Source organism: Bradyrhizobium sp. 23, assembly GCF_023073295.1.
In the GTDB taxonomy this organism is placed as follows: Bacteria; Pseudomonadota; Alphaproteobacteria; order Rhizobiales; family Xanthobacteraceae; genus Bradyrhizobium; species Bradyrhizobium canariense_D.
Map to the genome: position 1 here is coordinate 175,530 of NZ_JADPJF010000058.1, position 20,873 is coordinate 196,402.

Genomic DNA, 20,873 nt, shown 5'->3' on the forward strand with positions numbered 1-20,873 from the left:
ACCCCAAAGGCGACCACAGCCAGAACAGGAGGAGGCTTGCCAGCGCAAAGCCCCCGATGAAGGGATATCCCTCCTTGTGGATCGGCGGGATCTGACGCTGGATCGAATCGAGAATGGACATCGCTATCTGCCGCTCAGGGTTGATGGCGCAGGTCGTCCCGCGCGGTGGTGTTGTTTAGGCCAGAGTTGGGACCGGAGACAAGGTCACTCCGCCGCCGCAGGCGCCGTCAGGACATCGGCGACCGGCGGTGGCTCCCGGTTGGGCGCCTCGCCGGAATCGGCCATCCTCGCCAGTTTCTCGCGCGCCGCCTCGGCCTCGCGCTGCCTGTTCCACATGCTGGCGTAAAGTCCCCCCTCCCCAAGCAGTTTCGCGTGGGTGCCGCGCTCGGCGATGCGGCCCTGGTCCAGCACGATGATCTCGTCGGCGCCGACGATGGTCGAGAGCCGATGGGCGATCACCAGCGAAGTGCGGTTCTTCGCCACGCGCTCGAGCGCACCCTGGATTTCGTGCTCAGTGTGGGTGTCAAGCGCGGAGGTCGCCTCGTCCAGCACCAGGATCGGCGGCGCCTTCAACACGGTGCGCGCGATCGCAACCCGTTGTTTTTCGCCGCCGGACAGTTTCAGGCCGCGCTCGCCGACCTGGGTCTCGTAGCCTTTCGGCGCCATGCGGATGAAATGATCGATCTGCGCCAGCTGCGCTGCCTGCTCGACCTCGGCATCGCTGGCGTCCCAACGCCCGTAGCGGATGTTGTAGCGGATGGTGTCGTTGAACAGCACGGTGTCCTGCGGCACCATGCCGATGGACGCGCGCAAGCTCGCCTGCGTGACTTCGCGAATGTCCTGGCCGTCGATCAGGATCTTGCCGCCCGAGATGTCGTAGAGGCGAAACAGAAGCCGCGAGATGGTCGACTTGCCCGCACCTGACGGGCCGACGATCGCGACCGTCTTGCCGGCCGGCACCTCGAAGCTGATGCCCTTGAGGATCGGACGGGACGGCTCATAGGCAAAGCGCACATCCTCGAAACGCACATTGCCCGCGGAGACCACCAGTGGCTTCGCGCCCGGCGCATCCTTGATCTCAGCCTCGCGCCCCAGCACGTTGAACATCTTCTCGATGTCGATGATCGCCTGCTTGATCTCGCGATAGACCATGCCCATGAAGTTCAAGGGCTGGTAGAGCTGGATCATCATCGCGTTGACCAGCACGAAATCGCCGACCGTGTTGGTGCCGTTGCGCACGCCGATCGCGCACATCAGCATGGTCGCGGTCAGCCCCAGCGTGAAGATCACGGCCTGCCCGGTGTTGAGCACGGCCAGCGAAGTATAGGCCTGGACGCTCGACTCCTCGTAACGCGCGACCGACCGGTCGTAGCGCTGTGACTCACGGGCCTCGGCGCTGAAATATTTGACGGTCTCGTAGTTGAGCAGCGAGTCGATCGCCTTGGTGTTCGCCTCGGTGTCGGCATCGTTCATCTTGCGGCGGATGCCGATCCGCCACTCGGTCGCGATGTAGGTGTAGTACATGTAGACCGCGACAGTGACGAGGGTCGCAAGCACGTAGCGCCAATCGAACTGCCACAGCAGCACGGCCATCAGCAGCGAGACCTCGACGATGGTCGGGATCAGCTGCAGGATCACCATGCGCACGATGACCTCGATGCCCTCGCGGCCGCGCTCGAGCACGCGCGTCAGGCCGCCGGTCTTGCGCTCCAGGTGGAAGCGCAGTGACAACTCGTGCATGTGGATGAAAGTGATGGTGGCGAGCTTGCGCACCGCGTGCATGGCAACGCGCGCGAAAATGCCGTCGCGCCATTGCGTCAGCACCGCCATCACGATGCGCATCACGCCGTAGCTGGCGGTCAGCAGCAGCGGCGAGGCGATCACCCAGAGGTGCCAATTGTCGGCCTGAACTGGCGCACTGTTGGCGCCGGTCAGCGCGTCGGTCGCCCATTTGAAGCTGAAAGGAACCGTCAGCGTGATCAGCTTGGCGGCGAGCAGCAGCACCATCGACCAGACCACGCGCATCTTCAGGTCGAAACGGTCGCCCGGCCAGATATAGGGCCACAGATGCGCCAGCGTGCCCATCAGCGTGGCCCGCTCCAGCGGCCCCCCGGCGGGATCAGGAACGTTGGCGCCGGCGGGCGATTGAGCTTGGTCCATCAAGAAGCCTGAAAAGCCCGTCGATGCGGGCTGCGTTGCCATTAAGGATTTTCGTTTGTCATATAGAGCCTTACCGATGCCCATGCACCCCGCCAGATGGCGAATCTTGGATTGTTCGTCGTGGTTTACCGGTAGATTTCCGGAAGCCCCGAATCACCGATTGGGCTTGACGCCCCTTCGCTGCAATGCATCATGGCACCAATGAGCACGATCAAAACCGTCTGTGTCTATTGCGGCTCCGGCCCAGGAACCAATCCCCGTTTCACCGAAGGCGCCAAGGCATTCGGCAAGGCGCTCGCCGAGAACAACATCCGCCTCGTCTATGGCGGCGGCTCGCTCGGCCTGATGGGCTCGGTGGCGACCTCCGTCCTCGATCACGGCGGCACTGTCACCGGCATCATCCCCGATTTCCTGCGGATGCGGGAAAACGCGCTGACGCGCGTGCAGGAGATGATCGTCACCCCCGACATGCACGAGCGCAAGCGACTGATGTTCGAACGCTCCGACGCCTTCGTGGCGCTGCCGGGCGGCGTCGGCACGCTGGAGGAGTTGGTCGAGCAATTGACCTGGAAGCAGCTCGGACGTCACGCCAAGCCGGTGCTGCTGGCCAACATCGATAATTTCTGGGAGCCGCTGTTCTCGCTGCTGTCGCACATGCGCCAGACCGAGTTCATCCGCGCCGGCCTTTCGGTCGACATCCTCAAGGCCGATCGGATCGAAGAGATTTTGCCGAAGCTGAAATCGGCTGCAGCGCAGATCGAAGATGCGGAAAAGCAGCTCGCACCGGAAATGGCGCGCAAGCTCTAGTCCGCAGGAAACGTCACCGCCTCGATCCGGTTACCATCGGGGTCGACAACGAAGGCTGCGTAATAACGCACGCGATCGTGCGGGCGGATACCCGGCGCGCCGTCGGATGCGCCGCCGGCCGACAGCGCTGCGGCGTGAAATGCATCGACCTCGACGGTCGTCTTTGCCCGCAGGCAGATATGGACGCCGCTCTCCGGCGGCACGTGCGGCATGCCCTCGCGCAGATTGATCCAGAATTCGGGATAGGCCTTGCCGAAGCCGATCGTCCGCGGCCGCGTGACGAGGCGAGCGAGACCGAGCGCGGCGAGTGTTGCCTCGTAAAATGTCGCCGAGCGCTGGAGATCGCTGACGCCGACAGAGATGTGATCGATCATGGGTCGCGCCCCCTCTCCTGCTCGTCATCCCGTTTGTGGCACCGCCGCCCTACGCCGGCGCGCCCGACTTCACCAGCTTGTAGATCACCGAATCCATCAGCGCCTGGAACGAGGCGTCGATGATGTTGGGGGACACCCCGACCGTGGTCCAGCTGTCGCCGTTCTCGTCCTCGCTCTCGATCAGGACGCGCGTGACCGCGCCGGTGCCGCCGTTGAGGATACGCACGCGATAGTCGATCAGCGTCAGGCCTTCGATATATTTCTGGTACTTGCCGAGGTCCTTACGCAGCGCGACGTCGAGCGCGTTGACGGGACCGTTGCCTTCGGCCGCCGAGATCAGATGCTCGCCGGCGACGTCGACCTTGACCACCGCCAGCGCCACGGTGACGCGTTCGCCATGCGAATTGTAACGCTGCTCGACATTGACGTCGAACTGCTCGACCTCGAAATAATGCGGCACCTTGCCGAGCGTGCGCCGCGCCAGCAGCTCGAACGAGGCGTTGGCGGATTCATAGGCGTAGCCTTGCGCCTCGCGCTCCTTCAACTCCTCGACCAGCCGCGACAGTTTCGGATCGCTCTTCTCGTAGGCGATACCGGCGCGGTCGAGCTCGGCAATGACATTGGAGCGGCCGGCCTGATCGGACACCAGCACCTTGCGATGATTGCCGACCAGCTCCGGCAACACGTGCTCGTAGGTCTGCGGATCCTTCAGCACGGCGGAGGCATGGATGCCGGTCTTGGTGACGAACGCGCTCTCGCCGACATAGGCCGCATGCCGGTTGGGCACGCGATTGAGCATGTCGTCGAGCGTGCGCGACACCTTGACCAGGGTCGCGAGCTTCTCCGCCGTGACGCCGATCTCGAAGGCGTCGGCAAACTCGGCCTTCAGCTTCAAGGTCGGAATCAGCGAGCAGAGATTGGCGTTGCCGCAGCGCTCGCCGAGGCCGTTCAGCGTGCCCTGGATCTGCCGCGCGCCGGCGCGCACCGCGGCGAGCGAATTCGCCACCGCCTGCTCGGTGTCGTTATGGGCGTGAATGCCGAGATGATCGCCGGGGATGTGCTTCGCCACCTCGGCGACGATCGCTTCGACCTCGTTGGGCATGGTGCCGCCGTTGGTGTCGCACAGCACCACCCAGCGCGCGCCGGCTTCATAAGCAGCTTTCGCGCAGGCGAGCGCGAAACCGGAATCCTCCTTGTAACCGTCGAAGAAGTGTTCGCAGTCGAGCATCACCTCGCGGCCGGCAGCCTTCGCCGCTGCGACGCTGTCGCGGATCGAGGCGAGGTTCTCCTCCTTCGTCGTCTCCAGGGCAACGCGCACCTGATAGGCCGACGACTTCGCCACGAAGCAGATCACGTCGGCCTTGGCCTCCAGCAGCCCGGCCACACCGGGATCGTTGGAAACCGAGCGCCCCGCTCGCCGCGTCATGCCGAAGGCGGTGAAGCGCGCATGCGAAAACTTCGGCTTGGTGCCGAAGAACTCGGTGTCGGTCGGATTGGCGCCGGGATAGCCGCCCTCGACATAGTCGATGCCGAGTTCATCGAGCATCTGGGCGATGATTTGCTTGTCGGTCAGCGTGAAATCGACGCCGTTGGTCTGCGCGCCGTCGCGCAGCGTGGTGTCGAACAGATAGAGGCGCTCCTTGCTCATTGCAGCGCTCCCGACGCGGGTCCACTGCCGAGCGTCTTCTGCATGGTGGTGTTGGCCAGCCATTCGTCGTTGACAGTGATGCTGTTGCGCTGCATGGCGACATAGCCGCGCTTGGCGAAAAAGCCCTGCGCGTTGTCGCTGGCATCGACCGTCAGCTTGTCGGCGCCGCGGCCGCCCGCAAGCTTTTCCAGCGCATCGACGAGCATGGTCGCGAGGCCCTGCCCGGCCACGGCCGGATGCACATAGAGCATGCGGATATGATCCTTGCCCTGCAGCGAGGCAAAACCCACCGGTGACCCCTCCAGCGTTGCGATCAGCGTCAGGTCGGAGGCGAGCCCCTTGCCGAACTCTTCGTCTTCCGCCGACGCCATCCAGGCCTGTTGTTGGGCCTCGCTATAGTCCTCGCCGGTCAGCTCTTCGATGCTGGCGGTGAAGATCGCGGCGAGAACCGGCACGTCCTCCGGCAGAAAGGGCCGCAAGCCAGGCTTTGGGAGTGCTTGTGCCATCGTCTTCACCACATCCCATAGAGTTTCAGCGCCAGCGCCACGGCAGCGCCGAGCAGCAGGATTTTCAGCGCGATGTAATAGAACCAGTGCCGCGGAAAAGGCGTATCGGGTCGCTTCATCGTGCGACCTCCCACGTCGTCCCTTCCTTGGAATCCTTGATCGCAACGCCCATCGCGGCAAGCAGATCGCGGATACGATCGGACTCCGCAAAGTCCTTGCGCGCACGCGCCGCCGTCCGCTCCGAGATCAGGCGCTCGACTTCCTTGGCATCGACGCCGCTCGCCTGCTGCTTGCGTCCTTCCCACTGCGCGGCACTCTCGGAGAGAAAGCCGAGCAGACGCAACGAACCCGCGAGGGCACCAACATCGCTGCCGCGCAGCCCATGCAGCGCCGCGATCGCCAGCGGCGTGTTGAGGTCGTCGAGCAGCGGCTCGACCACTGAGGGGGCGGGCTTGCCGGATGCGACGTCAGCCGCACCCCGATACCAATCGTCGAGCGTCCTGGCGCTCTCCTCCAGCGACTTCATCGTCCAGTCGATCGGCGAGCGGTAATGCGTCTTGAGCATATTCAGGCGCAGCACTTCGCCCGGCCAGTCCGCGAGCAGCTCGTGAATCGTGACGAAGTTGCCTAGCGATTTCGACATCTTCTCGCTCTCGACCTGCAGGAAGCCGTTGTGCATCCAGTAGTTCGCCATGCGCTCCCGGTGGAAGGCGCAGCAGGTCTGCGCGACCTCGTTCTCGTGATGCGGAAACACGAGATCGATGCCGCCGCCATGGATGTCGAAGTGCTCGCCGAGATGCTTCCAGGCCATGGCCGAGCACTCGACATGCCAGCCCGGGCGCCCCTGCGCGGCGACGCCGGCGGGTGACGGCCATGACGGCTCGCCGGGCTTGGACGGCTTCCACAGCACGAAGTCGGTGTTGCCTTTCTTGTAGGGCGCGACATCGACGCGGGCGCCGGCAACCATCTCGTCCAGCGAACGATTGGACAGCGCGCCATAGCGCGGCAACCCGGCATCGGCCGCGTTCATCGCCTGCGGCGAGAACAGCACGTGATCCTCGGCAACATAGGCAAAGCCGCCGGCAACCAGCCGTTCGATGATCTCGCGCATCTCGCCGATATGCTCGGTGGCGCGCGGCTCGACGCTCGGCCGCAGCGCGCCGAGCGCGTCGACGTCAGCGTGAAACTGTTTGCCGGTTTGCTCGGTGACTTTCCGGATCGCCTCGTTCAGCGGCAGGCCGGGGAAATCCCGCGCGGCGCGGTCGTTGATCTTGTCGTCCACGTCGGTGATGTTGCGGACATATTTGACGTGCGCCTCACCATAGAGATGGCGCAGCAGCCGAAACAGCACGTCGAACACGATCACCGGCCGGGCATTGCCGATATGGGCGAAGTCATAGACCGTCGGTCCGCAGACATACATGCGGACGTTCTTGGCATCGAGCGGCACGAAGGTGCGCTTTTCCCGGCTCAGCGTATCGTAAAGGCGCAATTCCATAAGGATACCCGTCGGCTGTTGGCCGGGCGTCCAGTGCTCTCAATGGTTTTGAGAAAAGACGGCTCCAGCCAGCGAATCGCTAGCTCGTAATCTCGCGGCAAATGGCGCAAATGACGAGGAGACCGTTCATGACGGAACATATGGGCTATGAGGCGGCCCCGCGTCAAGAGAGCCGCGAAAACGCCGTCTTATCTCCGCAATGCGCAGCCGCCGCGCGCAGATGGTTCATCTCCTTAACCATTTGAGCCCATTCTGGAACTGGCAGTTCACATTTTTTGCCCCGGTGTTTTCATGCGATCATTGCTTGCGCTCATGTCCTGCGCCTCCATCCTTGCGGCGTCCAGCGCTCTCGCGGAGACCCGCGTCTTCATCATCCCAAACCAGGCGGACGGCTACGGCGTCGATCAGTGCCTGGCCAAGAGCGACAAATGCGGCGCGCAGGTCGCCCGCACCTACTGCCAGTCACGCGATTTTGCCCAGGCTTCGGCCTATCGCCGGGTCGATCCCGACGAAATTACCGGCTCTGTCCCCAAATCCGGCGCAAACTGCTCCCATGGCCATTGCGACGAATATGTCGCAATCACCTGCCAGCGCTGAATTCGCTCGGAACTGGCGTACCTTAGGCCCAATCGCTGGCCTCTGAAACGACGTGACGATGCCGCAGGAAGCGGCTATGGGAGGGCGCGCTCCGGCCTCCCCACATCACGCGTGGCCGTGACCTCGCTAGAATGGCGGATATGCCTGAATTTTTGTCTCTCTCCCGTGCTCGCTCGATCCTTGCCTGTGCCGTGCTCTTCAGCACGGTTGCGCTCGCCAATAACGCGTTCGCACAGGCCGGCCCGCCGGGACCGCCGCCTCAGCCCGGCCAGAACGGGCTCGGACCCAACCCAATGTGCGCGCGCCTGGAAGGTCAGCTCGCCGGTCTCGATCGTGGCGGCGGCGGTGATCCCGCGCGCGAAGACCAGATCCGCCGCTATCAGGAATCTCAGACCAAGCAGCAGGCCGAGCTCGATCGTGTCACCATGCAGGCCAAGCGCATGGGTTGCGATTCCTCCGGCTTCTTCTCGCTGTTCAGCGGCCAGTCGGCGCAATGCGGTCCGGTCAACACCCAGATCCAGCAGATGCGCGCCAATCTGGACCAGATCACCGGCAATCTCGAACGCCTGCGCGGCGGCGGCCCCGGCGGCTTTAGCCCCGAGCGTGACAACCAGCGCCGCTCGGTGCTGGCAGCGCTGGCGCAGAACAATTGCGGCCCGCAATATGCCAATGCGGCGCAGTCGCAAGGCGGCGGCAATTTCCTGAGCAATCTGTTCGGCGGCAACAACCCCAATAATCCGCAAGGCGTGCCGCCGTCCGATCTCGGCCCGCAATCAGGCACCTATCGCACTGTGTGCGTGCGCACCTGCGACGGCGCCTACTTCCCGGTCTCGTTTGCGACCGTGCCGGCGCGCTTCCCCGACGACGAGAAGACCTGCAAGGCGCTGTGCCCGGCCGCCGAGGCCGTGCTCTACACCCATCGCAATCCCGGTGAAGACATGAACTCCGCGGTCTCCACCAGCGGCCAGCCCTACACGGCGCTGCCGACCGCGTTCAAATTCCGCAGCGAGTTCAACCCGTCCTGCTCCTGCAAGGCGGCGGGCCAGACCTGGGCCGACGCGCTCAAATCCGCCGACGACAAGGCGTCGGCCGAACAGCAAGGTGACATCATCGTCACCGAGGAGAGCGCCAAGAAAATGCAGCAGCGGCAGCTCAACAAGGGCACGCCTGCCGCCAATGGCAAGAAGGGTGCGACGCCGACCACGGCGGCTGCACCTGTCGCGACTCCGCCTGCCGATACCGGCACCGCTACGACCTCGTCCGAGAACAAGCCGATCCGTTCGGTCGGACCAAGCTTCTTGCCGCAGCAGCAGAAGTAGGTCACGTCCTCCGCTGTCATGGCCCCGCGAAAGCGGGGGCCATCCTGTACGCTGGCATCAGCTGGTTTTCACGACGACCGGCGCAGCGTACTGGATCATCTGCTTTCGCGGCTGATAACAGCGAAATGGGTGGCGAGACCGTTTGCCTCGCGAATCATCCAATCAATTGCGCGCAAGAGTTCCCCGACCCGGCCGCCGCCAAGCGGCGCTGTCGGGTAGCGCCCCAAGACACGAACAAATCTAGGCGTCGCGCGCCGGGCGGCGTGCTCAATATAGTCTACACCGACACCGGGATTCGCAGCCGTTTCGAGTTCGAGGGCCCGTGCGGCGTGGGCCGCCGCGCCAAGAATGTGCCTGACCTGGGTCGATCGAGCCAGGGGATGAAGATACGCCGCGGATGAGGCACTCATCGCCGCGCGTGCGGCTAGGCTGGCTGCCGCACCTTTGGATTCGTTTGCTGCCTTCAGCGCTGCCCAGGCTGCATCGCGCAGGGTCTTTACCCGCTTGCCTCCCTTCGCGAAGGTCCGCGCTGCTTCGACTGCGTCACGCGGCCGGAAATCCACTGGATGCGCCCGCTCGAATATTTCCAGCACGTCCGCGGCATTTGCCGCCGCATAGGCTGCAACCTCTCGGAGATCATCCATGTCAAGGGAGATTTCGTCTGCCATGCTTTCGCCCACCACCAGCTCCGGAGCACACCTATGAATGCTCTATGGTCGAATTCGATCGCCCAAGCAGGATGCCAGAAGATATGGATCACCTCATTGGATGACGACAGCGGAATGCAATCTCCAAGCTACCCGAACTGGCAGCCCCTACCCCTCAAACGCGTCGATCGAGGCTTTGCTCACACGCGAGACCAGCGTCTCATCCGGAGCGGCGAGCTGCTCGCCTTTGTCGCGAAAGCGGTTGGTGATGGGATAGCGGCGGTCGCGGCCGAAATTCCTGGCTGTGACCTTGACGCCGGGCGCGGCCTGGCGGCGCTTGTATTCGGCGACGTTGAGGAGATGGTCGATGCGGGTGACCGTCTCGCGGTCAAAGCCCGCGGCGATGATTATATCGAGCGGCTCTTCGCGCTCGATGAGACGCTCCAGGATGGCATCAAGCGCGTCGTAAGCCGGCAACGAATCCTGGTCGGTCTGGTTCTCGCGCAGCTCCGCGGTCGGCGGACGCGTGATGATGTCGGGCGGGATCACCTCACCGGCCGGCCCCAGCGCCCCCTCGGGCTTCCACGAATTACGCAAGCTTGCCAGCCGAAACACCTGCGTCTTGTAGATGTCCTTGATCGGATTGAAGCCGCCGTTCATGTCGCCATAGAGCGTGGCGTAGCCGACCGACATCTCCGACTTGTTGCCTGTGGTCACCACCATCAGGCCGGTCTTGTTCGAGATCGCCATCAGCAGCGTGCCGCGGGTGCGGGCCTGGAGATTCTCCTCGGTGACATCGGGCGGCAGATTCTTGAAGACGCCGGACAGGATGGTCTCGAACCCGGTCACCGCTTCGGCGATCGGCAGCACCTCGTAGCGGATGCCGAGATGGCCGGCGAGCTCGCCGGCGTCCGCAATCGAGCTTGCCGCGGTGTAGCGATAAGGCAGCATCACGCCGTGCACCTGATCGGAACCGAGTGCATCGACCGCGATCGCCGCGCACAGCGCGGAGTCGATGCCGCCGGAAATGCCGAGCAGCACGCCGGGAAAGCCATTCTTGGCGACGTAGTCGCGCAAGCCCAGCACGCAGGCCGCGTAGTCGGCGTAGTCTGCCTCGGGCTGCGCGGCGATCGGCCCGGTGCAACGCCAATCGTCGCCGCTTCTCGTGAAGTGCAGTGTGGTGATGCTCTCCGCGAACGCCGGCAATTGCGCTGCGAGCGAAAGGTCGCCGTTGAGCGCAAAGGAGGCGCCGTCGAACACCAACTCGTCCTGGCCGCAAACCTGGTTGAGATAGACCAGCGGCAGACCGCTCTCGGTGACGCGCGCGACCGCGACCGACAAGCGCACGTCGGCCTTGTCGCGGGCGTAAGGCGAGCCGTTCGGCACGAGGATGATCTCGGCGCCGGTCTCGGCCAGCGTCTCGACCACGTTCTCGTAGTCCTCGGACTCCTCAAGCCAGATGTCCTCGCAGATCGGCACACCGACGCGCACGCCGCGCACGGTGACGGGGCCGGCGGCAGGCCCGCGCGAAAACAGCCGCTTCTCGTCGAACACGCCGTAATTCGGTAGATTGCATTTGAAGCGCAGGCCAGCGATACGGCCGCCATCGAGCAGCGCGCAGGCATTATAGAGCCTGCCCTCCTCGACCCAGGGCGTGCCGATCAGCATCGCCGGCCCGCCATCGGCGGTCTCGCGCGCCAGCGCTTCGATCGCAGCGCGGCAGGCGGCCTGAAAGGAAGGCTTCTGCACGAGATCTTCCGGCGGGTAGCCGGCGATGAACAATTCCGGAAACAGCACGAGATCGGCACCGTCGGCGGCTGCCTGCACGCGCGCCGCGCGCGCTTTCGCGGCATTGCCCTCGATGTCGCCCATGGTCGGATTGAGCTGGGCGAGCGTGACCGCGAATGCGTTGAGACGTTCGGTCATGGCGCTCCGATCAGAGCATGATCCGGAAAAGAGTGAAGCGGTTTTCCGAAAAGATCATGCTGAAAAAACAGTTTAAAGCGCGATACGCGCTTTAAAGAAATCCCAATCGCTCGATGATGGCGATGATCCAGAACGCGCCGGCCATCAGCAGCGCGACACCGACCGCGGCCGAGCCCATGTCCTTGACCCGTCCGATCTGCTTGTCGTGATCCATGGTCAGCCGGTCGGCAAGCTTCTCGATCGCCGTATTGAGCAGCTCGACCACCAGCACGAACGCGACCGCGCAGATCAGCTCGACCGCCCGCATCGCGGTCGCGCCGACGAACCACGCGAGCGGCAGCGACAAGAGGAGCGCAACGATTTCCTCGCGGACGGCCTGCTCCGAGCGGAACGCAAAGGCCAGACCGTTACGGGAATTGATCGTGGCCTTCCAGATTCGCAGCAAGGTCTCAGAGCCCCGCTGCGACCGGCATCGGCCTGACCTTGCCGGCGCGTTCCTGCTTGAGCAGTTCTGCGACCAGGAAAGCCATATCGATGGATTGCTCGGCGTTGAGCCGGGGATCACAGACCGTGTGATAGCGGTCGTTGAGATCCTCGTCAGTGATCGCGCGGGCGCCGCCGAGGCACTCGGTGACGTCCTGGCCGGTCATCTCCAGATGCACGCCGCCGGCATGGGTGCCTTCAGCGGCGTGGATCGCGAAGAACGACTTCACCTCGGACAGGATGCGGTCGAAGGGCCGTGTCTTGTAACCTGATGTCGAGGTGATGGTGTTGCCGTGCATGGGATCGCACGACCACACCACCACTTTGCCCTCCCGCTTCACGGCGCGGATCATGTTCGGCAGGTGCTCGCCGATCTTGTCGGAGCCGAAGCGGCCGATCAGCGTCAGCCGGCCCGGTTCGTTGTCGGGATTGAGCACGTCGATCAGCTTCAGCAGTTCGTCGGGCTTGAGCGACGGGCCGCATTTGAGCCCGATCGGATTCTTGATGCCGCGGAAATATTCGATATGGCCGTGGTCGAGCTGGCGGGTGCGGTCGCCGATCCAGATCATGTGGCCCGAGGTCGCGTACCAGTCGCCGGTGGTGGAATCGACCCGGGTCATGGCCTGCTCGTAGCCGAGCAGCAGGGCCTCGTGGCTGGTGTAGAAATCAGTGGCGCGCAGCTCGGGATGGGCCTCGAGATCGAGGCCGCAGGCGCGCATGAAGTTGAGCGCATCGGAGATGCGGTCGGCCAATTCCTTGTAGCGACGGGACTGCGGACTGTCCTTGAGGAAGCCGAGCATCCACTGATGCACGCTGCCGAGATTGGCGTAACCGCCGGTCGCGAACGCACGCAGCAGGTTCAGCGTCGCGGCCGACTGGCGATAGGCCATCAGCTGGCGCTGCGGATCAGGGATGCGCGCTTGCTTGGTGAAGGCGATGTCGTTGACGATGTCGCCGCGATAGCTCGGCAGCTCGACCCCGTCGATCTTCTCCATCGGCGAGGAGCGCGGCTTTGCGAACTGGCCGGCGACGCGCCCGACCTTCACCACCGGGACGGCGCCGGCATAGGTCAGTACCACCGCCATCTGGAGCAGCACGCGAAAGAAGTCGCGGATGTTGTTGGCACCGTGCTCGGCGAAGCTCTCGGCGCAGTCGCCGCCCTGCAGCAGGAAGGCCTCACCGGCTGCGACCCGCGCCAGCGCCTTCTTCAGATTGCGCGCCTCGCCCGCGAACACCAGCGGCGGAAAGGTCGCAAGCTGCGCCTCGACGTCGGCCAGGGCCTTGGCGTCGGGATAATCGGGCACCTGTAGCACCGGCTTGCTGCGCCAGGACTCGGGCGTCCACCGCTCGGACATCGCAATCTCTCCGTGAAGCAAAAAGCACAACCTGATCTGTGGGTTGCGAGGGTCGCCTTATACACAGGGTGGCCACCGGCCGCCAGTTGTAAATCCGTCTGGCACTGCAAAGCCTTGCGGGGAAAGCCAAATTCGCATTTGCTGGGAACTGCTTGGAAACTGGCAAGATACCTTCGGCCCATGGACGTGGCACTAGACGACGTTTTCATCGACGAGATCAGCTTCCCGGCGACTGACGGGTATGCGCTGACCGGCACCCTATTCCTGCCGCGCGGGACCAAGCGCCATGCCGTCTTGATCAACTCCGCCACCGCCGTCCCGCGAAAAATCTATCGTGGCTTTGCCTCCTATCTCGCCCATCGCGGCTGCGCGGTCCTGACCTACGACTATCGCGGCATCGGCGACTCCCGGCTGCCGGCGATGGTCGGCTACAACCGGCCGAAATCGCTGGTCGGCTTCAAGGCCTCGATGTCGGACTGGGCCGCGCTCGACGTCACCGCCGCAGTGCACTGGATGCGCGAGCGCTACAATACCCTGCCCTTGACCTATGTCGGGCATTCCTTCGGCGGCCAGGCGCTCGGGCTGCTCGCGAACAACACGGACATTTCGCGCGCCGCGTTGGTGGCCTCGCAGGCGGCGACCTGGCGGCTGATGACGTCGCCGGAAAAATACCGCGTCTTCGCCTTCATGAATTTTGTCGGCGTGCCGCTCGTGCACGCGCTCGGTTACGCGCCGGGCTGGGCCGGCATCGGCGAGGATTTGCCCAAGGGCGTCTTCCTGCAATGGGCCGAGTGGGTCTCGAGCCCCCGCTATCTCTTCGATTCAAAGCTGCCGGCGCTGGAAAATTTCGCCAAGTTCAAGGGCGAGCTGCGCACCCTCTGCTTCTCCGACGATCCCTGGGCGACGCGGCCCGCGGTCGAGCTGCTTGCGAGCGGATTCACCGCGATCAAGCCTGAGGTGCTCAACGTGAAGCCGTCCGACGTCGGCGCCAAGGAGATCGGCCATTTCGGCTTCTTCCGCCCCGACCACCGCGACACGTTGTGGCGTGGCGTCGCGGAATGGATCCAGGGAGAGTAGACGGCGCTTACCGGAGGATCGTCGTCAGCGACGAGTAGCGCTTGTTCGGCTTGGCTTCGCCCGGCGCGAATTGCGCAAAGGCCTGGCTGACGCGGACGGCCGGCGGCGTATCGCCCGCAAAACGAAACTCCTTAGGCCGCGGCGCGTAAAAACTGGCGCTGTAATAGGCGTCGTCGAAGCGCGCCTCGCCGACCCCGAACATTGCGTCGCACGCGAACAGAAGTGCGTAGACTCCCGCGATTGCGACGACGACCTCCCTGAGAACTGACATGCTGATGCCCCACCCTGTTGCAGGCAGGATGCACGCCGGTTCCAAAGCCGGGGTTTAAGGCCGCATGGTTCTTGTCCGCACGGTTTGCCGCAGCTGAGCGGAATGCAGACAATTTTATCGATCTCGAAAAAGAGCCCGCCTGCACGGGTGGTCAGGCGGGCTCCAGGCTTGGCCGCTCGGGAGGTATCAAACGGCCAGATTCATCCAGACCGCCTTGGGCTCGGTGAAATTGTCTAGCGCGGCGGTGCCGTGCTCGCGGCCGAGGCCGGAGTCGCGCTCGCCGCCCCAGGGCAGCCGCACGTCGGTATAGCCATAGGTGTTCATCCAGACTGTGCCCGCGCGCGCTCGCTTGGCGAAGCGCTGCAGCTTGCCGATGTCGCGGCTCCAGACGCCGGCGGCGAGACTGTAAGCCGTGCCGTTGGCAATCCGCAAAGCGTCGGCCTCGTCCTTGAACTTGAGGACACTGACGACCGGGCCAAAGATCTCTTCCTGCGAGATCCGCATCTCGTGCGCGACATTCGCGAACACCGCGGGGCTGATGAAGTAGCCGCGATCGCCGACCTTCTCGCCACCGGTGACGAGGGTCGCGCCCTCCTTCCGGCCGATGTCGACATAATCGAGGACCGACTTCATCTGCTTCTCGGAGATGACGGGACCGAGCACCGTCTTGCGGTCGAGCGGGTCGCCGATCCTGAGCGACTTTGCGCGCGCCGCCAGCCGCTCGACGACCTCGTCATAGGCCTTCTCCTGCACCAGCACGCGGGAGCCGGCCGAGCAGACCTGGCCCGCATTGAAGAAGATGCCGGAAGCCGCAGCTTTCGATGCGGCTTCGAGATCGGCATCGTCGAAAATGACGTTGGCCGACTTGCCTCCCAGCTCGAGCGAGATGCGCTTGAAGTTGCTTGCGGCGCCCTTCATGATTCCCCGCCCGACACCGGGAGAGCCGGTGAAGGTGACCTTGTCGACGTCAGGGTGATTGACCAGCGCGTCGCCGACGACGCGGCCGGGGCCAGTGACGACGTTGAAGACGCCCGCCGGCAGGCCGGCTTCGAGCGCGAGCTCGGCGATGCGTAGCGCCGACAGCGAGGTGAGCTCGGCCGGCTTCATCACGATGGTGCACCCGCAGGCCAGCGCCGGCGCGAGCTTCCACATCCCGATCATCAGCGGGAAATTCCAGGGCACGATCGCCGCGACCACGCCGACCGGCTCGCGCACGGTGTAGGTCAGGGCATCATCGCGCACGGGCACGACGTCGCCGCTGATCTTGTCGGCCCAACCGGCGTAGTAGATCAGCGTGTCGACGGCGGCCGGAAAATCCTGCCGCGATGTCGCGGCGATCGGCTTGCCCGCATCGATCGACTCGAGCTCGATGATCTCCTCGGCGTGAGCCTTGAGCAGGTCCGCCCAGCGCAGCAGGATCTGGCCGCGCTCGGACGCCCGCATCGTGCGCCAGGGGCCTTCGAAGGCCCGGCGCGCGGCCGCTACTGCATGATCGACATCGGCCTCGTTGCCTTCGGCGACGATGGCGATGACCTGCCCGGTGGCCGGATTGAGCGACTTGAATGTGCGACCGGAGCTCGCCGGGACGCGGCGACCGTCGATCAGCAGATGCTGTGGCCGGGACATGAACTCGGTGGCCGGCGAGTGTGCAAAGTCATATGCAACAGACATCATATTCCTCCAGTTCTGGTATACCAGACTAGGCGCCTGTGGACGGGAGTAAATATGATATGGATTGCAAATGGACCGCGGTCATATGAAATGTAGTTCATAGGGAGGACCAATGCTTCAGATCGAGATCGAGGCCGTCTGGCGGTTTCGCCGGGAGGGCAATCCGCGCACCGCCGTCATCATGCTTGGCGTCCTCAACGAGATCAGGAGAACCGGGAAGATCACCAGCGCGGCCAAGGATGCGCACCTCTCCTATCGCCATGTCTGGAATCTGATCGAGCAATGGTCGGAGTTCTTCGGCACGCCGCTGGTGGAAACCCAGCGCGGCAAAGGCTCGAAGCTCACGCCGTTCGGCGAGCGGCTGGTATGGGCGGGCGAGCGTATGCAGGCCCGGCTCGGACCTCAGCTTGAAAACCTCGCGCAGGAGCTGGCGAGCGAGATCAAGCCATTCCTCGAGCAGCGCCCGTCGGTGATCCGCGTGCATGCCAGCCACGGTTTTGCGGTCGCAAAACTGCGCGAATTCCTCGACCGCGAGCCCGGCATCGGCGTCGATCTGCGCTATGTCAGCAACCAGCATTCGCTGGTCTCGCTGGCGCAGGGCGCCTGCGATCTCTCCGGCCTGCATCTGCCGCACGGCGCGCTACGGGCTCAGGGCATCAAGGCTGCGCGCGAATGGCTCGATCCGCGCGAGGATCGCATCATCAGCTTCGTCACACGCGAAATGGGATTGATGGTCGCGCGCGGCAATCCGCTGCGCATCGCTTCGCTCGATGATCTCACCGGACCAAAAGTCCGCTTCGTCAACCGCGACCACGATTCCGGCACGCGGCTTCTGTTCGACCAACTGCTTGCGGCAAACGGCATCGACGAGAGCAGGATCAAGGGCGCGCAGCAGATCGAATTCACCCACGCCGCGGTCGCAGCCTATGTCGCGAGCGGCATGGCTGATGCGAGCTTCGGCGTCGAAGCCGCCGCCCGGCATTTCGGCCTCGATTTCATCCGGCTCCTGACCGAGGATTATTTCTTCGTCTGCAAGCGCGCGTTCCTGGACACCGGGCCGATGCAGCGCATCCTGGAGATCATGCGCAGCGCCGATTTTCGCGCGGCCGTCGCCACCCTGCCCGGCTATGTGCCGTCCGACACCGGCACCGTCACCGGCGTGAAGGCGTTTCTGGAGATGCACGCCGTGCGATGATGTCGAAGGATGCCATCGCCTTCCGCGCCGGTCAGATCGCCGGCTCGTCCTTCAGCGCGGAAATCACCTGCTCACCCTGCGCGGTCAGGCGATATGTCACCAGCGGACGGCTCGATGGCGGCTTTCGCGCCAGCTCGACGATGTAGCCGCGCACCATCAGGGCTTCGAAGCTGCCGTAATAGCCGAACATGCTGATCTGGTTCTGCCTGAGCAGCTTGAACTCGCGCAAGAGCCGTATCTCGTTGCCCGACAGCAGCGACCGGCGCACGCGCTGAACGAACCGCGCGCGCTGCTCGAACCAGTTTTTATCCGGCAGTTCGTGCGAGGCTGGTGCGGGGGCCCGTTCGCAGGGACGCGCGTCCTGCGCAATCTCGACCATCACCTGCGGCAGGCACGGCATGCTGCTGGCGACAACCGCGTCCTTCGCAACGTCGAGCAACGCGAGCGGCCAGCGCCGCTTGTTGTCCACCATGACCGGCGGTGGCACGACGCTGTCGCGCACCAGCTGCTCGAAGCGTCCGGCGGTCACGCCGACATAGGCCGCCGCGCGACGGCGATCGACCAGACGCGTGTCCGGCGCGACCTCGCAAACAATGTTCTCGTCCACCCGGGATCCCCTGGCGCCTCGTTGCGCATGGCATGACGGCCCGACAGGACCGGCCAAGCCGGCGGCGAACCTAGGTGGGAGGAGCGAACTCGAAAAGCACAGAATTTCGTACACGTTGATGCCGTTTCGGCAACGGCTATAGTCCGGCCGGGGGTCCCATGCGATTTCACTCACCAGCCATCCAGTACTTCCACGCCGTCCGCCGCACCGGCTCGATCCGGGCCGCTGCGCGCATGCTGAACGTTGCCTCGTCGGCCGTAAGCCGCCAGATTCTCAAGCTTGAACAAGAGGTTGGGTCACCATTGTTCGAGCGCAATGCGCGCGGCCTGACGCTGACGACGGTCGGGGAGATGTTGGCCCGGCACGTCATGAACGTGCTCCAGGACCTCGACCGCTTCCGCTCGGACGTCGCGTCCCTGTCCGGGACGTGGCACGGCACGGTCAGCATTGCCTGCATCGAGTCGCTCACGGAGTCGGTGCTGCCGGACCTGATCGCCGCCCATCGTGGCCGCGCCCGGCGCGTCAGCTTCACCACCGAGGTGAAGGGATCGTCGGATGTGCTGGAGGCCTTGAGCCGCGGCGAGGCCGACATCGGCATCGCCATGGCGCTGCGCCATCCGCCGGATCTGCGCCAGGTCGCCTTGAAACGGTTTCGCCTCGGCGCGGTCGTGGCGTGCGATCATCCACTGGCGCGCGGCAAGACGGTCACGCTAACCCAATGTCTCGCCTTTCCCGTCATCCATGCGCTGCCGGAGCTGTCGATCTACCATCTGCTGCAGCCGCTGATCGCGCAGCTGTCCGAGACGCCGGAGCCGGCCATCCAGGCCAACTCGATCGACCTGATGCGCGAACTCGCCGCGCGCGGCGTCGGCGTCGCCTTCCAGACCCAGCTCGGCATCGACCGACTATCGCGCGACAGCCGGCTCGTCTTCCTGCCGCTCGACAACGCCGGCAGTCCGGTGTGGTCAGATCTCGGCATCTACGTTCGCGCCGAGCGCACCCTGCCCGCCCACACGGAATCCTTCCTCCAGGAGCTGGTGCGCGAATTGGGCGAGCGCGAGCGGCGGGAAAACGCGGCGCATCCGCAGATCGCCTGATCAAACGCCGACGTCTGACGCTCAGCCGTGGCCGGCTCCCTTGCGCTGGCCGCTATCGCCGAGGCGGTCGACCCAGGCGATGCCGATCGCGGAGATGATGAAGGTCAGGTGGATCAGCACCTGCCACATCACGCCGCTCTCGGTGAAATTGCTCCGCGTCGTGCCGAGATTGCCCGCCTCGATGAAGGTCCTGAGCAGCGAGATCGAGGAGATGCCGATGATCGCCATCGCAAGCTTGATCTTGAGCACGCTGGCATTGACGTGGCTGAGCCATTCCGGCTCGTCCGGATGACCGCTGAGGTTCAGGCGCGAGACGAAGGTCTCGTAACCGCCGACGATCACCATCACCAGCAGGTTCGAGATCATCACGACGTCGATCAGCCCGAGCACGACCAGCATGATCTGCTGCTCGCTGGCGTCGAACGAGTGCACGACCAGGTGCCAGAGCTCCTTCAGGAACAGCAGCACATAGACGGCCTGCGCGACGATGAGGCCGACATAAAGCGGGACCTGCAGCCAGCGCGAGCCAAAGATGAGTTGGGCAAACGGGCCGATTTGCGGCGCCGGCACGGAATCCGCCGAAGGTGCTTTGGGTTCGGACGTCATTGATCACTCCGGATGATGGACAGGCGCGTTGCCTCAGAGACTCGCGATCACAGGCGCGAGCTCGAGCGATCCGCGATAGATCATCTCGAAGGCGACGTAAACGATGATGGCGAGGCCGACATAGCCGATCCAGCGCTGCTTCTGGAGCACGCGGCCGAGCAAATCGGCGGCGACGCCCATCAACGCGACCGACAATAGCAGGCCGAAAGCGAGGATGTAGGGATGCTCGCGCGCAGCGCCCGCGACCGCGAGCACGTTGTCGAGCGACATCGAGACGTCGGCGGCGACGATCTGCACCGCCGCCTGCCTGAAGGTCTTTCGGGACGCAGGCGCAGCGCTGCTGCCGCCATGGCTGAACGCGAGCTCGTTCGCATGCGCGGACTGCTCGCGCAGCTCCCGCCACATCTTCCAGCACACCCAGAGCAGCAGCACGCCGCCGGCGAGCAATAGCCCGATCACTTGCAGAAGCTGGGTCGCGACGCCGGCAAAGACGATGCGCAGGGCGGTGGCGGCGATGATGCCGACGACGATGGCGCGCCGGCGCTGCTCGGCCGGGAGGCCGGCTGCGGCAAGGCCGATGATGACGGCGTTGTCGCCGGCGAGCACGAGGTCGATCAGGACGACCTGAAGCAGCGCGGTCAGCGCTTCGGTGGTGATGAATTCAGTCATGATTGGTCATTTTTCGGTGCGGACGGATCGAGCCAGTGCGGCTTCTTCCGCTCGACCCAATCCAGAACCTTGGCGCGCCCGGAGCGCAGCGCGGGCACGTCTTCCGCGAGCAAAGCGAGGCCGAGCGGTAGCATCCAGACGCCGAGCACCGGCAGGAAGGAGAGCACGCCGCCGACAATCAGCAGCGCACCCGAAGGGATTCTCACCCAGCGGCTGGATGGCTTGAGCAGATAGGTGACGGTGTCGCCCATGCGCGGCGGCAGGCGACGGACAAGCTTGTCGAGGCGCGGGTCGCCGCCAGCCATCTGGCCGCTAGCGCCCGCAGTCCCTGTCTTATCCTCGTCCGAAACTACGCTCATG

General features: G+C 64.5%; 21 protein-coding genes and 1 pseudogene. 6 read left to right on the plus strand and 16 right to left on the minus strand.

From position 1 onward, the window contains the following. Both IVB32_RS14435 and IVB32_RS14440 read right to left on the minus strand, forming a co-directional pair. A pseudogene (locus IVB32_RS14435) lies at window positions 1-121 on the minus strand (phosphatidylserine decarboxylase family protein); the annotation flags it as partial. A gap of 83 nt (window positions 122-204) precedes the next feature. Continuing rightward, window positions 205-2,160: an ABC transporter ATP-binding protein/permease gene (locus tag IVB32_RS14440; RefSeq protein WP_018459346.1), complete on the minus strand. Its 1,956-nt coding sequence runs from the start codon at window positions 2,158-2,160 to the stop codon at window positions 205-207. A 201-nt stretch (window positions 2,161-2,361) separates the two neighbouring features. On the opposite strand from IVB32_RS14440, the gene IVB32_RS14445 reads away from it, so the two are divergent. Beyond that, complete coding sequence (locus IVB32_RS14445; protein ID WP_018459347.1) at window positions 2,362-2,967, plus strand: TIGR00730 family Rossman fold protein; 606 nt, start codon at window positions 2,362-2,364, stop codon at window positions 2,965-2,967. Here IVB32_RS14445 and IVB32_RS14450 read toward each other — a convergent pair. The 4 genes from IVB32_RS14450 to cysS all read right to left on the minus strand — a co-directional run bounded on the left by IVB32_RS14450 (window position 2,964) and on the right by cysS (window position 6,993). After that, window positions 2,964-3,341: a VOC family protein gene (locus tag IVB32_RS14450; RefSeq protein ID WP_018459348.1), complete on the minus strand. Its 378-nt coding sequence runs from the start codon at window positions 3,339-3,341 to the stop codon at window positions 2,964-2,966. The two genes, IVB32_RS14445 and IVB32_RS14450, sit on opposite strands and share 4 nt — an antisense overlap. A 49-nt stretch (window positions 3,342-3,390) precedes the next feature. Then, window positions 3,391-4,989: a citramalate synthase gene (gene cimA, locus IVB32_RS14455; RefSeq protein WP_085395863.1), complete on the minus strand. Its 1,599-nt coding sequence runs from the start codon at window positions 4,987-4,989 to the stop codon at window positions 3,391-3,393. Continuing rightward, window positions 4,986-5,495, minus strand: coding sequence for a GNAT family N-acetyltransferase (locus tag IVB32_RS14460; RefSeq protein WP_085385796.1), 510 nt, complete (start codon window positions 5,493-5,495; stop codon window positions 4,986-4,988). Before IVB32_RS14460 ends, cimA begins: the two co-directional genes overlap by 4 nt. Before the next feature lie 115 nt (window positions 5,496-5,610). Next, window positions 5,611-6,993: a cysteine--tRNA ligase gene (gene cysS, locus IVB32_RS14465; RefSeq protein WP_247370848.1), complete on the minus strand. Its 1,383-nt coding sequence runs from the start codon at window positions 6,991-6,993 to the stop codon at window positions 5,611-5,613. A 291-nt stretch (window positions 6,994-7,284) separates the two neighbouring features. Between cysS and IVB32_RS14470 the strand changes: the two genes are divergently transcribed. Both IVB32_RS14470 and IVB32_RS14475 read left to right on the plus strand, forming a co-directional pair. After that, window positions 7,285-7,590 (plus strand): hypothetical protein, encoded by a 306-nt coding sequence (locus IVB32_RS14470; protein ID WP_026233782.1) that lies wholly within the window; start codon window positions 7,285-7,287, stop codon window positions 7,588-7,590. Window positions 7,591-7,721: 131 nt separating this feature from the next. After that, window positions 7,722-8,909, plus strand: a complete 1,188-nt coding sequence (locus tag IVB32_RS14475) for a DUF2865 domain-containing protein (RefSeq protein ID WP_247297624.1) — start codon at window positions 7,722-7,724, stop codon at window positions 8,907-8,909. Window positions 8,910-9,004: 95 nt separating this feature from the next. On the opposite strand, the gene IVB32_RS14480 is transcribed toward IVB32_RS14475, so the two are convergent. From IVB32_RS14480 to IVB32_RS14495, 4 genes are all read right to left on the minus strand, one after another. Further along, window positions 9,005-9,577, minus strand: a complete 573-nt coding sequence (locus tag IVB32_RS14480; protein WP_247297626.1) for a putative immunity protein — start codon at window positions 9,575-9,577, stop codon at window positions 9,005-9,007. Between the two features lie 147 nt (window positions 9,578-9,724). Continuing rightward, window positions 9,725-11,482 carry an NAD+ synthase gene (locus tag IVB32_RS14485; RefSeq protein ID WP_247297628.1) on the minus strand — a complete coding sequence of 586 codons (1,758 nt, stop codon included), beginning with the start codon at window positions 11,480-11,482 and terminating at the stop codon, window positions 9,725-9,727. Window positions 11,483-11,573: 91 nt separating this feature from the next. Continuing rightward, entirely contained in the window at window positions 11,574-11,927 is a 354-nt protein-coding gene (locus IVB32_RS14490; protein WP_018459355.1) for a diacylglycerol kinase, read from the minus strand. Window positions 11,928-11,931: 4 nt separating this feature from the next. Beyond that, entirely contained in the window at window positions 11,932-13,320 is a 1,389-nt protein-coding gene (locus tag IVB32_RS14495; protein ID WP_247297630.1) for a 3-deoxy-7-phosphoheptulonate synthase class II, read from the minus strand. A gap of 180 nt (window positions 13,321-13,500) precedes the next feature. Here IVB32_RS14495 and IVB32_RS14500 point away from each other — a divergent pair, with 180 nt between their 5' ends. After that, window positions 13,501-14,397, plus strand: coding sequence for an alpha/beta fold hydrolase (locus tag IVB32_RS14500; RefSeq protein WP_247297633.1), 897 nt, complete (start codon window positions 13,501-13,503; stop codon window positions 14,395-14,397). A gap of 7 nt (window positions 14,398-14,404) precedes the next feature. Here IVB32_RS14500 and IVB32_RS14505 read toward each other — a convergent pair whose 3' ends face one another. Together IVB32_RS14505 and IVB32_RS14510 are read right to left on the minus strand one after the other, a co-directional pair. Then, complete coding sequence (locus IVB32_RS14505; protein ID WP_018459357.1) at window positions 14,405-14,668, minus strand: hypothetical protein; 264 nt, start codon at window positions 14,666-14,668, stop codon at window positions 14,405-14,407. A 186-nt stretch (window positions 14,669-14,854) separates the two neighbouring features. Beyond that, window positions 14,855-16,339: an aldehyde dehydrogenase family protein gene (locus IVB32_RS14510; protein WP_247297635.1), complete on the minus strand. Its 1,485-nt coding sequence runs from the start codon at window positions 16,337-16,339 to the stop codon at window positions 14,855-14,857. Between the two features lie 112 nt (window positions 16,340-16,451). Here IVB32_RS14510 and IVB32_RS14515 point away from each other — a divergent pair, with 112 nt between their 5' ends. Further along, complete coding sequence (locus IVB32_RS14515) at window positions 16,452-17,534, plus strand: substrate-binding domain-containing protein (RefSeq protein WP_247370854.1); 1,083 nt, start codon at window positions 16,452-16,454, stop codon at window positions 17,532-17,534. Between the two features lie 31 nt (window positions 17,535-17,565). Here IVB32_RS14515 and IVB32_RS14520 read toward each other — a convergent pair whose 3' ends face one another. Then, window positions 17,566-18,141 (minus strand): hypothetical protein, encoded by a 576-nt coding sequence (locus IVB32_RS14520; protein ID WP_247297639.1) that lies wholly within the window; start codon window positions 18,139-18,141, stop codon window positions 17,566-17,568. Between the two features lie 158 nt (window positions 18,142-18,299). Between IVB32_RS14520 and IVB32_RS14525 the strand changes: the two genes are divergently transcribed. Continuing rightward, window positions 18,300-19,238: a LysR family transcriptional regulator gene (locus IVB32_RS14525; protein WP_247297641.1), complete on the plus strand. Its 939-nt coding sequence runs from the start codon at window positions 18,300-18,302 to the stop codon at window positions 19,236-19,238. A 21-nt stretch (window positions 19,239-19,259) separates the two neighbouring features. Here the strand turns inward: IVB32_RS14525 and IVB32_RS14530 are convergent, their stop codons facing one another. From IVB32_RS14530 to IVB32_RS14540, 3 genes are read right to left on the minus strand one after another with little or no spacing between them, the layout of a single operon-like run. After that, window positions 19,260-19,844, minus strand: a complete 585-nt coding sequence (locus IVB32_RS14530; RefSeq protein WP_018459361.1) for a TIGR00645 family protein — start codon at window positions 19,842-19,844, stop codon at window positions 19,260-19,262. A 33-nt stretch (window positions 19,845-19,877) separates the two neighbouring features. Beyond that, a complete protein-coding gene (locus IVB32_RS14535; RefSeq protein WP_204510895.1) occupies window positions 19,878-20,513 on the minus strand; it encodes a TerC family protein in 636 nt (211 codons plus the stop codon). Next, on the minus strand, window positions 20,510-20,872 hold the full coding sequence (locus IVB32_RS14540) for a hypothetical protein (protein ID WP_026233786.1): 363 nt from the start codon (window positions 20,870-20,872) through the stop codon (window positions 20,510-20,512). Before IVB32_RS14540 ends, IVB32_RS14535 begins: the two co-directional genes overlap by 4 nt. Between the last annotated feature and the right edge of the window lies 1 nt (window position 20,873).